At 27.4% G+C, this 16,127-nt stretch carries 7 protein-coding genes; 2 read left to right on the forward strand and 5 right to left on the reverse strand.

Going from position 1 to position 16,127, the window contains the following annotated elements; genetic code table 4:
• The first annotated feature begins 9 nt into the window (after nucleotides 1-9).
• Nucleotides 10-2,631 (forward strand): protein translocase subunit SecDF, encoded by a 2,622-nt coding sequence (secDF, locus tag EI91_RS01430; RefSeq protein ID WP_036452211.1) that lies wholly within the window; start codon nucleotides 10-12, stop codon nucleotides 2,629-2,631.
• Between the two features lie 92 nt (nucleotides 2,632-2,723).
• Nucleotides 2,724-3,986 (forward strand): GTPase ObgE, encoded by a 1,263-nt coding sequence (gene obgE / locus EI91_RS01435; RefSeq protein WP_036452221.1) that lies wholly within the window; start codon nucleotides 2,724-2,726, stop codon nucleotides 3,984-3,986.
• Nucleotides 3,987-4,068: 82 nt separating this feature from the next.
• On the opposite strand, the gene EI91_RS03745 is transcribed toward obgE, so the two are convergent.
• The 5 genes from EI91_RS03745 to EI91_RS01455 all read right to left on the reverse strand — a co-directional run bounded on the left by EI91_RS03745 (nucleotide 4,069) and on the right by EI91_RS01455 (nucleotide 16,059).
• Nucleotides 4,069-4,341: a LemA family protein gene (locus EI91_RS03745; RefSeq protein ID WP_425411712.1), complete on the reverse strand. Its 273-nt coding sequence runs from the start codon at nucleotides 4,339-4,341 to the stop codon at nucleotides 4,069-4,071.
• Nucleotides 4,278-4,739, reverse strand: a complete 462-nt coding sequence (locus tag EI91_RS01440; protein WP_425411714.1) for a hypothetical protein — start codon at nucleotides 4,737-4,739, stop codon at nucleotides 4,278-4,280. Before EI91_RS01440 ends, EI91_RS03745 begins: the two co-directional genes overlap by 64 nt.
• 9 nt (nucleotides 4,740-4,748) lie before the next feature.
• The gene (locus EI91_RS01445; RefSeq protein WP_036452224.1) at nucleotides 4,749-6,749 is read right to left on the reverse strand and encodes an MAG1210 family protein; all 2,001 of its coding nucleotides are present in this window, start codon (nucleotides 6,747-6,749) and stop codon (nucleotides 4,749-4,751) included.
• A 16-nt stretch (nucleotides 6,750-6,765) separates the two neighbouring features.
• Nucleotides 6,766-8,637, reverse strand: coding sequence for a DUF262 domain-containing protein (locus tag EI91_RS01450; protein WP_036452229.1), 1,872 nt, complete (start codon nucleotides 8,635-8,637; stop codon nucleotides 6,766-6,768).
• A gap of 264 nt (nucleotides 8,638-8,901) precedes the next feature.
• The gene (locus tag EI91_RS01455) at nucleotides 8,902-16,059 is read right to left on the reverse strand and encodes a GA module-containing protein (protein WP_036452232.1); all 7,158 of its coding nucleotides are present in this window, start codon (nucleotides 16,057-16,059) and stop codon (nucleotides 8,902-8,904) included.
• Nucleotides 16,060-16,127: the final 68 nt, after the last annotated feature.

Below are 16,127 nucleotides of genomic sequence, written 5' to 3' on the forward strand. Positions count from 1 at the left end.
CATTAAATTATGATTAAAAAAATTAAAAATATGTTGAAAATAACCAATTTCAAAAGGTTTTTAATTAGTTTTGTAACTATTGCATCAGCTGCTGTTGCCATTACACTCGGGAGTACTTTTTACGTTTCTAAAAATGTTAATAAGTCAATTGAATATGGTGGTGGAGTTGAAGTTGTAGTACAAGCTCAAGTTAAGGATGATAAAAATAAAGTTGTTAATGCTGATAAAACTTTAACTGAGCTTGTGAATAAGTCACTTTACGATCGTCTTACTGGAGGTACAGGTTTAAACGGTGTTACCGTATCCACTGAAGGTGATGGAAAATTAAGAATTACCAAAAGTGGAACATATTCTACAAGTCAATTAGATGAATTTGAAAAAGAAATTATTACCAAACCTATCTTAACTATTACAGACACTCAAATGCGTCCATTATTTGTTCGTGATGGTTCTGTGACTAAATTTGTTACTGATGCTTCATTATTTAATGCTGAAGGACAGTTAGAAAACTTGAGCAAATTTATTCCACCATTTGCAAATACAAGTAATTCAGTTACAGCTACTGCTAACCCATCAACTGGACAATGAAGTGTTGAAATCACCTTAGACGGTGAAGCTGGTCGTAACGCTTGAACTGATGCAACTCAATATATTGCAAATCAAAAAGATAATAAAATGTTAATTTGATTAAATCTTAGTGATTTATTAAAATTAGCTCAAAATCCAATTCATGCGGCCGATTGAGAAGCTTCTGGACATAATTTATGAAACTTTGTGCATATTAATAACTCTGTTTTAAATAATCAAGGAAGAGAAAATGCTTTAAAAGAAAATCAATTTAAAGCTGAATCGTATTTAATTTCTTCTCCTCAAGTTACAAGTGCTATCACTAGTCCTAAAACCTTAATTCAAGGTAATTTCACTCATGAAAGTGCTTTAAAGCTTGCTAATAGTATTAATTTTGGACTTAGCAATTATGAATTAGTGCCTCTTGTAAAATACTATTTACAACCTGAAAAAAATTCAAACGCTTTTAATAATGCGATGATTGCTGGAATTGTAATTTTTGTTGTTATTGCATTATGAATGATTGTTAATTACGGTTTACTGGGTGCACTTAGCACAATTAGTATGTCATTATACATTTTCTTAACTTTACTAATGTTCACAGTGTTGCGTGGTGAATATTCACCAGCAACAATTGCTGCCTTAATTATTGGTATCGGAATTAGTGTTGATGCCAACGTTATTACTTATGAGCGTTTAAAACGGCAAGTTTATGATGGTGATTCGTTTAAAAAAGCTTATAAAAATTCAAATCGTCAGTCGTTATCAAGCATTTTAGATGCTAACATTACAACTATTTTAGTTGGATTTGTCTTGTTTTATTTTGGGACAAAAGATGTTAAAGGATTTAGCATCACGCTAACACTTTCTGTTTTATTTACATTAGTTGTTATGCTTGTGTTCCAAAGATTTTTAGCAACTATGATTGCAAACACAGGAATTTTTGATAATAGACTTTATTTACTTGGTATTCGTAAAAGATACATAAAAAACCCTACAAAATTAAAAGAAAAAATTGATAATGCTGACTTTTTAAAATATGCGAAGTGATTTGTTTTAATTTCTTTTATATTTATTTTAGCTGGAGCAATTGTATTTACGATTTTAGCAGTTCAAAATAACGCTTTTAGTGCTGGAGTTAATTCATCATTAGAATTTAGAGGTGGTATTAATCTCTCAATTGTTGGTAATGAAAATCTCGGAGTTATTTTAGACCAAAATTCTGCAAGCGAAATTAAAACCGAATTAATTAAGCATCAATCGGACTTAGGTATTGATAATTTAGCAAACTTAATTACTTCAAAAGTAGCTAACCAAGATACAGGTTCTTATGTAGTTTCTATTGAGACAACTCAAAGTGTCAACCAAGTTGAATTAACAGCAAAAATCAATCAAATTATTAGTCAGATTAATCCAAACTTAAGCATTCTAACATTCCAAGTATCTAATGCTGAAGCTCAAAAATTAGTACTTAATGCTTTACTAGCAACAGGACTAAGCTTTATCGCTATCATTCTTTACTTGTTATTCAGAATGAGCTATACTTATTCTATCGCGGCAATTGTTGGTCTTTTACACGACTTTTTAATGGTTGTAGCCTTTATTGTTGTTACACGTTTACAAGTTTCTACAATTGTTGTTGCTGCTATGCTTGCTATTTTAGGATTAAGTATCAATGATACTGTAGTTACATTCGATAAAATTCGTGAAACAATAAACTCACGTTATGCTCGTAAAATTTTAAGTAAAAACGATATTAGAATGATTATTAATAGTTCTATCGCAGATACTTTAAAAAGAAGTATTTATACATCATTAACAACCATTTTTGCGATTGTCGTTCTTCTAGCATTTCAAAATGCAACGGACTTTGCGTTTAATATAATCATGTTATTTGGTATTTCAATTGGAGTTTATTCATCAATTTTTATTTGTACTAGAGTCTGAGCTTCTCTTGAAAATAAACGTCAAATTCGGAAAGCTAAAAGAATTCAAACGGGATATTGACAAATCAATTATCCTGAAGAACAAACCTTTAATGGTATTAATGATTATTTAGATTAACTAGCTTTTGCTAGTTTTTTTATTGTTCCAATTAACCAAAATAAATGTTAAATATGGTAATATTTAAATACAAAGTATTTAAAGGAGAAATTATGGCAAAATTTGTAGATCAAGTCAAAATTTTAATTCAAGCTGGTCGCGGTGGAGATGGAATGGTATCTTTCCGTAGGGAAGCTCATGTGGACAAAGGTGGTCCTGATGGTGGTGACGGTGGCCGCGGAGGACATATTTATTTTGTGGGCGATTCAGGTAAAAACACCCTACTTAGTTTTTACAAAAGTAAGCATATCGTCGCTGAAGATGGTGTCAAAGGTGGACCAAAAAATCTTTATGGAGCTAACGCAAAAGATACCTATATCAAAGTGCCAGTTGGAACATTAGTTTATAATGGGAAAAAATTAATTGCTGATGTGATTGAACCAAATAAGCCTTATTTAGTTGCTTCTGGTGGTAAAGGTGGTCGTGGAAACACAAAATTTAAAACTGCTAAAAATACTGCACCAAGAATTTGTGAAAATGGAATGCCTGGTGAAAAATTTGAAGCTGACATTGTGCTTAAAATTTTAAGTGATGTTGGTTTAGTAGGTAAGCCATCAGCTGGTAAAAGTACTTTTTTAAATGCTATTTCAAACGCTAAAGCAAAAGTGGCTGATTACGAATTTACGACTCTTGTCCCTCAATTAGGAATGGTAGAGTTTAACGATGACTCCTTTACAGTTGCTGATCTTCCTGGTTTAATTAAGGGAGCTTCTTTAGGTAAAGGACTTGGAATTCAATTTTTAAAACACATTGAGCGTTGTAGAGTAATTGCACACATTATTGATTTTGGTTCACCAGAAAAAGACCCAATTTTAGATTATGAAATCATCAATGATGAGTTAAAAAGCTATAATTTAAAACTTGAAAATAAACCGCAATTAGTTATTGCAAATAAAAGTGATATGGATGATTTTGAGAGCCATTTAGCAGCGTTTAAACAGAAGTATCCAGCTGTGAAAGTAGTTCCTATTTCAGCAATTTTCCACGAGAATTTTGCACCTGTTAAAGGTGAATTACTTAAACTCATTAAAGAATCAGCTCTAGCACCTATTGAAAATGAAGAAGAAGAGATGAAAGTGATTCAGTATGAGCCTGATTATGTGATTTTTTCACCTTACAAAGGTTACTTTGAGGTTTCTGGCAAAAAAGTTGAAGAGCTTTATCATAGAATTCCAATCAATAGTTATGACAATCTTTTAAGATTTAATAATATTTTGAAAAAAATAGGAGTTTGAGAAGATTTAGTTCGCAGAGGAATTCAACAAGGTGACGTTGTATCAATTTATGGATTTCAATTTGAATGAGAAAATGAATAATTATATAAAAAACACAATAGCATAAACTATTGTGTTTCTTTTTGTAAATTTATACAAATTTTTGATTTCAGATCTAATTTTATTATTTAAATAGATTTTCTCGAGATCTATTTTTAATTTCACTTGAAGTAGAAAAAGGAATTCTTGTTGTGTATCCTGCTTTTGCAGCAACAATCATTTTAGTAGGTCATTTATAAATTTCTTCATTTCATAGTAATACAGAATCATTATAAATTTCTCTTGCTGCTGTAATTTCTCTTTGCAAGTAATTATTTTGCTTCATAGCTTCTATTAAAGTTGTGTGTGATTTAAGCTCTGGATATTGTTCCATTTGAACTCGAATATCCCTAAACATTCGATCAACGTTTTGATTAATTGATGATCTTTGTGTTTCTTTTTTTCTTCAACACCTGAACGTAATTTTGCTACATTCATCATTACTTCTTTATCTAAATCAATAAATTTATTGACAATGCTTACAGCATTTTCTAAAATAACAACTCTTTGCTCAATAAAGTTATCTACTTGCGAAGCGTTATGCTGTATTTTTTGCTGGATTCTTTTTAAGTAATTTTCAGCTTTTATTTTTTGGAATATTCATATAATTCCAGGTATTATAAATGGAAATCACAAGAAAAATATAAATAATTTTGCTTGAAATCCAACAGTTACTGGTAACTGTTTGTTTATTACATTTATGTCACGTCCAGCTTCATTTACTGGGCCATTTAGTTCGTCTAGTTCGTTTGCCATATGTACCTCTTAATTTTTAGTTATTAAATAATTAATTATTTCTGATCTTGAACTAATTATTTGAGTATGTTTTGTTGTCTTTTTTACTGGTTTATATTCAATTCATTTAACAGGAACTTTATAGTATTTATCATTTCCCGCTTTTACTGGAATATATTCCGTGTGTGGTATTTCTTTATGTCCGTATGCTGTTACATCAAAGTTCGCTTTATTTCCTATTTGTTTTTTGTTAGTAACATTATAAATGTTTATTCCGGTAGCTGATGGATGTTTTAAATCGTTATAATCACAATCAAATTTACCGGCATTAATATCTGCTTCTATTTCTTCCATTGCGATATCTTCAAGAAAATCATTTTTTCAAACTTTTTTTGTTTTTTCTTCCATATACATAGGTATAGCAATAAAAGGTGCTAATGATTTAAATAAATTTTCAATACCTAATTTATAAGCTTTTAAAAACATTTGTTTTAAATTGGTAAAACAAAGTCCCATATCAGGAAAACTATTAATATAATTGTTGAAATATTTTGGTGCGTGAAAGTTTAAAAGATTAGGTTTTTTTATTTTATGAATTTCTTCTTTTTTTGCCAATCAAAAATTATCGCCATCAGAAAAATCACGAGTTAGTAATATTTTTTCATATTGCTTTTGTGCTAGTGGTGTAAATAATAAACGATAATTTTTTTCATTAGTTCTATCAAAACAATTAAATAAAGATTCAAATTTTAAGTTACCTAAAATAGGTTGGAAACTAGAATCGGAATTTACTGATTTTTTATATTCCTTTTGAAATTTTTGACTTTGCTTTTCGATAAATTTTTCAAGTTTATTTGAACTGAATTCATCAACCCTGTTAGGACTTCGTGAAAAGTTTAATTCAGGAATAAGATCATTAGAATAAAAAAGATCGTTGATTAAAGAATAATTTGGTGCTGGTGCGGTATATTGAGCTCTTAAAGTTTCTGTAAAAGTACGTCATTCTGATTTATATCCACCATTTCTTCAGACTTTTACTCTCTTTTTGTAAGTTATCTGTAATGAACCTTCATATGTTTTATCTAAATATTCCATTTTATTAGTTGAAAGATAGACAAAAGGAGAATTATTTAAAAATCCTGATTGTACAAATTCAACTGCTGCTAGTTGATTTATTTCTTTTGAATATTTTTTTAAATTTTTAATGTATGTAATATCCATAACAGATTGACTTGTCTTATAATTCAAAGTAATAAAAGGAAAAATTTTATTAGCAATTTCTAAATAAATACCATCCATTTTACATAAATTAATTAAAGGACTTAAATTTTCTTTAACATGTTTATTTATTTGAGATAGATTTTGATTTATACCATCTAAGATACTTTTATCTTGTTTTTGAATTTTTCAAAAGCGTACTAATGGGACAATTCCTTCAAAACTTAATAAAATTCATAATACAATGAAAAATATAGATGCAATATATGTGCTTTGATATCCGTCATTTGAATACAGATTAATTAAAAGATATGTTAAAGTAGTGATAATTGCTAAAAATAAAACAACTACAATGTGTAAAATTAATATTTTATTTTCTTTAAATTTACCTTTATGTTTTTTACTAAACAACATAACAGAAGGCCAAACTATAATTGTTACTAAATTAAATATCAATAAAATAGTATTAAATCCAATTAAGATAAAAAATCAAGTTTCATAATCATAATAATTATTTTCATTTTGTTTTATCTTAATAGATAAGTATAAAAATAAAATAGACAGTGTTGTTAAAAATATACTAAAAATGATTTGTCCTATAAAAGAATTTCTTTTATTTCTGCTATTTTTTTCTTGTGATGAAGCATTTTTTTGTTTGTTAGATACTTGTCTAAATTCATCTTCTAATTGGTGAGCTTTTTCCAAATCTATTTGTGATTTTTCAGCTAAATAATTAAAATAATTTTCGATTTCATTTGAAATTTTAGGTTGATAAATTGCTTTGTAATCTTCTAAAAAGTTTTGATCTTCCATTTTATTCCCTTTATGTTTAAATATTAAAATCTTCAATAATTGTTTTAATTATGAATTTTCCTCGCTCTTGTATGTTCTGCTGCGTTCATTCATATATAGTTTCGTCATTACTATCTGACTTTTTGCTGTGCTGTTTAACATAATCTATAAATTCTTTTGTAATCATAAAATCTTTATATTTAGTATCTATTTCGTTAATTTTTTCTGTAATAGTTTTATTAGATAATGTTGAATTTTTCGATCTAACAATGAATGTTAAATTACCAATTTTGTGTAAGTATTCAGCGTGACTTTCCTTATTAAATATTTGTTCTCATTCTGGGTTCAATGTCTGAGGCATAATATGTTCTATTGTTAACTTGTCTGTTGTTTCTGTAATCGTTTGGTCTTTGCATAAAATTTTTTCATATCTATAAAGGATGTAGTTATTAAATTTTTTAGTATAAATATCTTCACTTAATGTCTTTTCTAACACTATTTTGTCATAATGGTTTCTTCAAATAGATGAGTTTAGCACATCTACTGGATTTTCTGATTGCTCAATTAAATTTAAAATATTCGCTAGTTTATTAAAAATTTTAGAACGAGTTAAACCTGTTATTCAAAAATAAGTATAGTAATTCTCTAATTTTTTAATGAATTGAGTTTTTAAACTAATATTTTCATTTAATTTATCACTAAATTTTTCATTAAACATTAAAAGTGGTGATTTTCACTGCATATCAGGTATATAGTTATTCATTATTTTTAGTGTATTGATATATTCTATTTGATTATTAGTAGAAACTTGAGTTACATCTATATCATTTTTATATATTTCAAAGAAGTTAAACATTTTATTAATAAAATCAATACCAGGTTTTATTAATGGTGACTCTTTATCAAGACTTTTTAATTTAAAAATATCTTCTTCAAATCAGTAATACAATGATTTTGACCCTGATTTTTTAGTATAGATAGCTCTTATTAATTCTAAAAATAAATCAAAATCAACTTTGTCTTTTTTATCTCTGTTTTTAAAGTTGTTTTCTATATATTCTCATTTTTTAGCGTAATCTTCTACAATTTTTGAATCATTTGCAGAAACATATCTTAAATTAATTGTTTTTAAAATATCGGCATTTGATAATTTAACACCTCTATTGTTAATTATTGTAAATAGATTATACGCATCACTAATAGTATCGGTGTTAATTTTTGCAAAAATAATATTAGTTTTAAAAAATCTATATATGAATTTACTTAATAATTGTGGATTTCCAAAAACACTTTTTTCTTGATATTTTTCAATATTTAACTTTATGTAATTTTTAATGCTATTAACAGCATTAAAAATTGATTTCATAGTTTCATCATTTTTAATCAGTTTTTTGATATCTTTTCTGTGAAGTTCTTCTTCGAGTTGTCCTTTAGTAGCTGCGACTATTAAATTTGAAAGTTGATCGTCAACAAAACTTTTTGTTTGGAAAGATATTCTTGGAATTGTTTTTGTTGAAACACCATCACCTGTGACTTCTTTAGCATATGCAAATTTTTCTTTCAAAAGCTCTACTAAGGCATCATACTTTTCGTTATCATTGAAATTGAAGGCTATTATATCTATTAAACACAATCAAATTAAAATTAATGTTGTTAATCTTTGTTGTCCGTCTAATAAATAAAATTTATCATTAGAATTTTCAACATTACATAAAATAATTGAACCTAAAAAATAATTATTTTGTTCATTAGTTTTGTATTCAATTTCAAAGAAATCAATTAAATCATCAAGTAGAGAATTAATTTGTTCTTCTTTTCAAACATATGGTCTTTGATACGAAGGAATAACATATGATTTATTTGAAAAGATATCTTGTACGTTGCTTTTACTTATATTAAAATTATTCATTTGAGTTCCTTTTATATAATTACTTTACAAAAAAAAAAAAAAACGGAAGCAAATGATTTTTTTTGATACATTTTTGAAAAATATTTTCATTTTTGATTTTAAATTAAAATTTAATTAGTTGTAACTTAATATTTTTTAGAAAAATGATTTATTTTATTTCTAGCATCTTTGTTATCTGTGCGTAAAAGGAACTTTAATTTTGATAAAAAGCTTCATAAAATATAAAAAACACAATAGTGTTTAAACTACTGTGTTTATTTTTTATTATTTTTTAGATACTTTCACAATTATTCCTAATGTAGTTAACATTCCGACTGTGGCTAATGATAAGACTAATCATCATGGTCATTTTAGAATTTCATCTTTAGCTTCAGTAGGTTGCATTTTATGAATTGCACTTTGAATTACATTTGAGAATGATTTTATGTTTTTATTTAAATCATTTAAGCGATCTATAACAGTTTTTGGTGCGGTATTATTAGCTTTTTGTGAAACCGCAATAATATCAAAGTATTTAGCGACTTTTAGTTCTAAAGTAGGTAAATCATATCCTGTGAAATCGTTTTTATGTAAGTCTTTAACAGTTTTCTCAAAAATAGATTGATCATTATTTAAGATTGCATCAACTAGTTTGAGCTCAGCATCAGCTAAAACTAAATTACGTTTTAATGAAAATGTATCACGAGCAATATCTGTAAGAATATCTGATCTTAGTGAAGGATTTTTAACTGCTTCTTTTCCTTTTTCTATTGCAGATAGTAAATTATTTTTAGCTTGATTGTATGATTCTTCATCATTTATATCTGCATTCTTGTAATTATTTAGTGCATCAGCTAAACGATGTGCGTTAACAATTGTGTTTAACGCATTTTGATAATTATCTTTAGGTAATGAGAAATTATCTAGTTGATTAATTAAGTTTTCTAAATCAGAAATTTTATCTTCACTGTAATTACGTGTTAAATCATGAATTTTAGCTAAAATTTGTGAAACTAAATCATCAGCAGCTTTAGCATTAGCTAAAATTTTATCAATTTCTTCTAATTTTTTAGCATCACTTGGGTTAGAATTATCAAAGTTAACATTTTTAATGTCATTAATAAATTTGTTTTTTTCTTCATCAGTTAAATTGCTTAATTGATTAATTTGATCTATTCTATCTTGCTTTTGTTTGTTAATTAATTTAGCGTTTTCAATGATTTGTTTTGCAATGTCATCATTACCATTTTTAATTTTTTGTTTAGCTTCTTCTTTTTCCTTATCACTTAAATTTGGTAAGCGATCAATGGCGTCAAAATATAATTCCATTTTTGCATCAACTAACTCTTTTAAAATCTTGTTAACTTGTTCTGATTTTAAAGCAGGAGTTTCATATTCACTTGGTGCAATGTTATTTAGTAATTTTTGTGCATCACTAAGTGCTTTATCGTATATTGCTTTTGCTCTATCGCTTGCTTCTTGATATAAATTACTATTCACAACTTCTAAAGCTTTATTAACTGCTTGTTCTAATTCTGCCATTGCATTGTCTGTCTTTTTAGCTTCATCTAAAATATCTGCAGCACTATCAGTATTTTCGCGATATTCATCTAAATTATGATTAATGATTTCTGATTTAAAGTAGTCTTTTTGGGCTTGATTTAAATGTTCTAAAGCAAGCATTTGATCAACTAATACTTTTTTATCTTCGTTATTTTTACTTGCATTAGCAAAAATTTCATCTGCTTGATTTTGATTTTTAGCTTGAGCAATTTGGTTTTTGTAGTTAGTTTTTTCTTCGTCTGATAAATATGATAATTGATCAATTTTATCGTTGATTTTTACTTTATCTTCATCAGTTAAGTTGCCTTTTAAGTAAGGTCCGTATTTTTTAATTGCACTTGCAATAATGTTTGATTTGTCTGCTTGTGTAACAGGAGAAAGTTTAGCATATTCATTTTCTGAAAGACCTTTATTAGCATCGCTTGTATTTGTTAACTCAGCGTACTTGCTGTTAGCTAAAGCTTCTTTTAATTGATCGTATGAATGATCATTAACAGCGTTTAATAGCCCAATAGCTTCAGCAATTTTGTTATCAAATTCTTCTTGCGATGTATTTGTAGCATTAATAATTGCATCAACAATTTTAACTTCAGCATTGGCTTGGTTTTGAATTTTATTTACTTGTGGTTCAACTTCTGTTAATAAAGTTTTTAGCTTTGGATCAGCTAATTCTGTATCGATGTTAATGCTTTGCTTTGCTTTATCAAGCTTTTGCCCTAAATCTTTAACAGCTTCTTTTAATTGATTTTCTAAAGTTGCAAAACCATCGTTTAATACATTAGCTTTTTTGTACTTATCAAGAAGATCTTCTACTTTATCTTTTTCTTTTAGTAGTTCAAACATATCTTTTTGTTGAGAGTAGTCTTTTTGGTTTGCAATTGGTCCATTTTCATTTTGATTAATTAAATTATTAATTTTCTTAATCAATTCTGCTTTTTTATCTTTGTTTTCTTCTTTTGATAACTGAGATAAAGCGTTATCGATGTTATCGTGATTTGCACTATCTAGAATTTTGTTAATTGCTTTTAATGCTTCAGCATCGTTTTTGTCATTATTTTCAAATTCTACTTTTTGAATTTTTTCTTTTAATTTTTCTTTTTCTTCGGGAGTTAAAAACTCTAGTTTTTCTATTTTGGCAATTGCATCACCTTTAATTTTATTAATTGCAATAATATTATTAATTACATCATTTAAATTATTATTTGAATCACCTAATTTTTCTTTAGCTTTATTTTTTTCATTTTCAGTAATATTAGGTAAATTATCTATACCGTCTTTTAATGTGTTAAGTTTATCTAATTTAGTTATACTAATTAAATGTTCAACTTGTTCTTTATTTCAATTTGCTGTTGTTGGTTTACTTACAGCTGGTTTTATTGTTTGATCATCTCAATTAGTATTTGCTAAATCAGGAGTAGGGTTTTCTTTATTTTTACTTTTATCATTAACTAAGCTACTTGCGGCTTCAATATCAGCTTCATAATGCTTTTTATTTACATTTTCATTGGTTAATTCAGTATAAATAGGAAGCTTTTTGATTGCTGCACTATCAGTAATTAATTCTTTAAGATTACCCATTGCAGTGTTAAGGTTTTGAGCATCAGTTTTAACTTTTTCGGTTGCTGAACCTGTGTATGTTTTATCAGCAGCTGGTTCGATATTTGAAGCAATAATATTTTCTTTAACTTGTGTTAGCTGAGGACCATTTAAGTTAGGGTATGTTTTTGCTAAATTGTCAATTAATTTTTTCTTATTATTATCTTTTGTAGTTGCTTTTGCTACTATTTCTTCTAACTCAGTACCAGCTTGTGGATAAGTTTTTGTTACTCCATCAGTGGCTTGTTCTAATTTATCGATTTGTTCTAAATACTCTTGTTTTTCTTCAGGTGAAAGATATTTTTTATCGTTAATAGCTTTTTTAGCATCTTGAATTTTTTGTTTGAAATTTTGTTTTGTTGTATTGTAGAAACCAGTAATTTTTGCTGTTCTTTCTTCTGATTTTTCATTAGTAATAGGATTAAGAACTTTGTATTTAATTACTAAGTTATGATCATCTGAATTTTCAGTATCAGCTTGTACATCAGTTACTTGTCAATCTTGTCAAAAATCTACTTTTTGTTCATTTTCACCATCACGTTGCGGCATAACATTGGCATTATTATTTCCACCTGTAGTTTGTAATGTATGTGTAACTTTTTTCATTAATTCTTCTGATTTTGCCACTTCAGAAGCTTTGACATTTTCTTTGTCAGTATCTTGATCGCCGTATTTTCAAACTACATCAGCACCATTAAGAGCTAATCTAGCTTTTTTAGTGTTTTGAATTAGATCACTTATATTTTTTAAATTTTGTGAAGCAGTAGCTTGCAATTTACCATGCTGATCATTATTCTTAAATTGATTTGAACTTTTATCGTAACCTAAGTATTCTAAAGTCTTATTAATTAAATCATCATAAGCTGTTTTTACGTATGTTTTTTCTGTTTGAGATGCATCTTCACCAGGTTTAGGAGCATCGGCTAATAGGTAAACAGTTTTATCTTTTAATGATTTTAAGAATAAATCTGCTTCAGTGCTTAAGTCTTTTGCTAATTCATTTTTAATTGTCGCTTCTTGAACGATACGGTCAACAAAATCACCAGAAGTTGTTTTTGAATTATTGATTTTTTGTTTATATTCATTAATTAATTCAGGACTTAAATATTCTAATTGACCTAATTTTTTTTGTGCTTCATTTTTTGAATTTTGAAGTTCTTCAGTTTCTTTTTCGTTTATTTTATTATTAAGCTCTTCTAAAATTTTATTTCATTGTGGAATGATGTCGGCTCTTTCAGGTTTTATAGCTACAAAATTTGATTGACTTTGATTTTTTGGTAATTCATTATTTGTTAATTTATGAACATCAGCCATTTTAGCTTTTAAGTCTTTTTCTAATTGATTAACTCTTTCATTAATTGTATTTCAAAGCTTATCTTTTTTGGTTAAACCACTTTGCAATTTAGCACCAAATTCATTCATAAATTTATCTTTATATGCTTTAAAATATTGACTAACATTATTATCTTCGGTTAATTTTAATAATCCTGTTTGATCATTATCAATGCCATTATTTAAATCATCCATGATAGGAGTTTTATCACTAATATTTTTTGTGATAGTATTTTTAAGTTCAATTAACTCAGCAAGAGTTGCTGATGGTTTTTGTTTTAATGACCCTCATTTAGCTAAATCTTGAATATAAACAGATTTTGTACTTTCGAATGTTTTTTTGTAAGTTTTTAAGTCATCTAAGTAATTTACTCATTTATCTAAATATTCCGCATTAAATGCACTATTTGTAAATCTAGCAATTGATTGATTTACATTAGGATCAATATTTTCTCTGTAATTATCTTGTTGTACATCATGAAAGTTTTTAACATAATCATTAATTTGTTGCACGAAATCATCTTTAGCAAATGCAAATGGTTCTACAAATGGACTGTAAGTATCAAAACCAACACCTTCACCACTATTAATAGAACTTAAAGAAGCTTGAATAGCTGAATCCATTAAAGTAGCTTGTGGTAAGTCTTTAATATATTTTTTATATGCTAAAGTTGAAGATGAACCACGTCAATCTGAACTAACACCACCCATTCAGAAAGAAGGTGTTTGAAGAGCTATTTTGTTATTGTTTTCTAAACTTCTTCAAGGCTCATTTTCTCAAACTTTATCATTTGAATAAGCGTATTTAGCAATTAATTGATTAAGCTTTTCATATGATTGTTCTGCAGTGTGTAATAATTTTGTATCTTCTGGATTGAAGTCATTTGAAATTTGATTTTTTCTTATAAATTCAGGGATTTCTGCTTCGATTTCTTTGAATGCTTGATAAAAATCAGAATAATATTTGTTAAATTGATTGTATTGCTCATCTGTTAAAGTTACACCATCTTTAACTGTTTTTAAACTAAGTTTTAGTAAAGCGTTTATAGGTATTAGTTTCTGAGAATCAAATGCTTTCATCCCAAATTGTGATTGAGTAGTTACACTGTTTTCACTAGCTCATTTTTTTGCTTCTTCAATAGTTCATTTATCTTTTGGATCACCATCAAATGATGCTGAAAGCAATGTATACAATGCATTAACTCTTTCGAAGTATGGATAAACGTAAATTGCATCATATAACTTTCTATAAGATTTGTATGCATCAGCCATTGAATCTCTAAATTGATTAAAATCAATAGATTTAAGATCTAATGAATTTACATTATCTCTTTTTGATTTGGCTTCATCAAATAGTTTTTTAATAGCAGGGACTTGTTCATAACTTTTTGCTTTTTCTAAAAAATTATCCACTAATGTTATAAAAGTAGTTTTTTGATCATTAAAATATGAAACTAAGTCTCCCATTTGGTTTACTAATGATTTTGATTTTGAATCAGTTTTTTTGTGAGGTAAGTAATTTAAAGCTTGCACTTGGTCAATAAATTTTTGAGCATTAATATCAACTTTTCGATATGCTTCGTGAGTTTGCTCACTTAATTCTTTTGATTGTGCTTTAGTTGAAAAATTAGAATTTATTATAAATTTTCTTGCATTATGATCGTAAGTAAAAGTTGTAGGACTTGGTTGTTCTCATCTTGTAGCAACACTTCCGTCTGGGTTTGCGTATGTAACTTTTCAGACATACTTGTTATTTACTTGATCTGCTTTTGTTAAATCTTCATCGAATGGTAAGTCAAATGTAAATCTAGATTTAACTGTATTGTTATGTGTTTTATCTATAAATTCATTATCTCTAAGTGTTGGAATGATTAGCATTGCTTCCAAGCAATTAGGTTCTAGTGATGAATTACATTCTGTTGTATTTTTACGTTTAAATAATTCATAATTTAATCCAGGTTCAGTAACTTTATTTTGATTATTATAATTATTAGTAATTTCAGCTGTTACACTTAATAATGGATTTCTTGTAAATTCGTTAACTGCTAAACGTTGAAAAATGTGTGATCTAGAACCTGTTGGCATATCTCATGATTTAAATGCACCACCAACAAATGATTTACTTGGTGTTTGATATGCTTTTTCTTTTAATGTTAAATCTTTTAAATCATTTCTAGGTTTGGTGCTAAAACGAAATTCAAACTTCTTATCTCTCATTCAAGAATCTGTTTTATACTGAACTTTTAATACGCTACCAATATTAGAATGTCATTCTCTATGTGTTTTGAAATATTTACCTGTTAGTAAATCTAATCCTGTATCGTAACTAGCTATTAAATTATAGTTACGTTGTTTTTGTTCATCTGTGCTAGGGTTACCGTATGTTGTTAATCCGATAAGTCTTTCGTTATCATCAATAGTAGTTAGAACATTTTCATTTTCTTGTTCTGCTCTTCTTTTGTCTCCTATTGGTATTGATATTGTTTTAATTTTTGTTACACCATCTGGTTTAAAAATGTCTAGTCAGATTGTGTCTTTATCTACTACTAAATCGTTAGAAATAAAAATTGCAAAATATGGATCACTTGTTCAGTAATCATATCCTGATCCACCTCTGTCTTTTAATGGTTTTGAATTAAATTTAATAGTTCATTCTTGCTTATCAGATTCAATAGAGTTTGTTAAAGTTGTGATAACTTGTCTTTCAGCAGTATCTTTTGCTTGTTCTCCCTCTTGTGGATGGCTTCCTTCACCACCACCATAAACTGGTGCTTCTGCAATTCATGTTGGTGTATTTTTTGTATAAGTTGTATAAAGAGATGTGACAAATTCATCTCTTTGGAACTCTGAATTATTTTGATTTGTGGTTGCTGCCGATACCATTACAACTGGTGAAATTCCAGCAATAATTGCAGTGCCTAATATTTGTTTGTGATATTTTTTTAACCTCATAAAACTCCTTAAATTTGTTTCTAAAAGTGACTATATTTATTTTATAACTTTTAGTTTTATATGTAAAT

Source organism: Mycoplasma buteonis (genome assembly GCF_000733865.1).
GTDB lineage: Bacteria > Bacillota_I > Bacilli_A > Mycoplasmatales > Metamycoplasmataceae > Mycoplasmopsis > Mycoplasmopsis buteonis.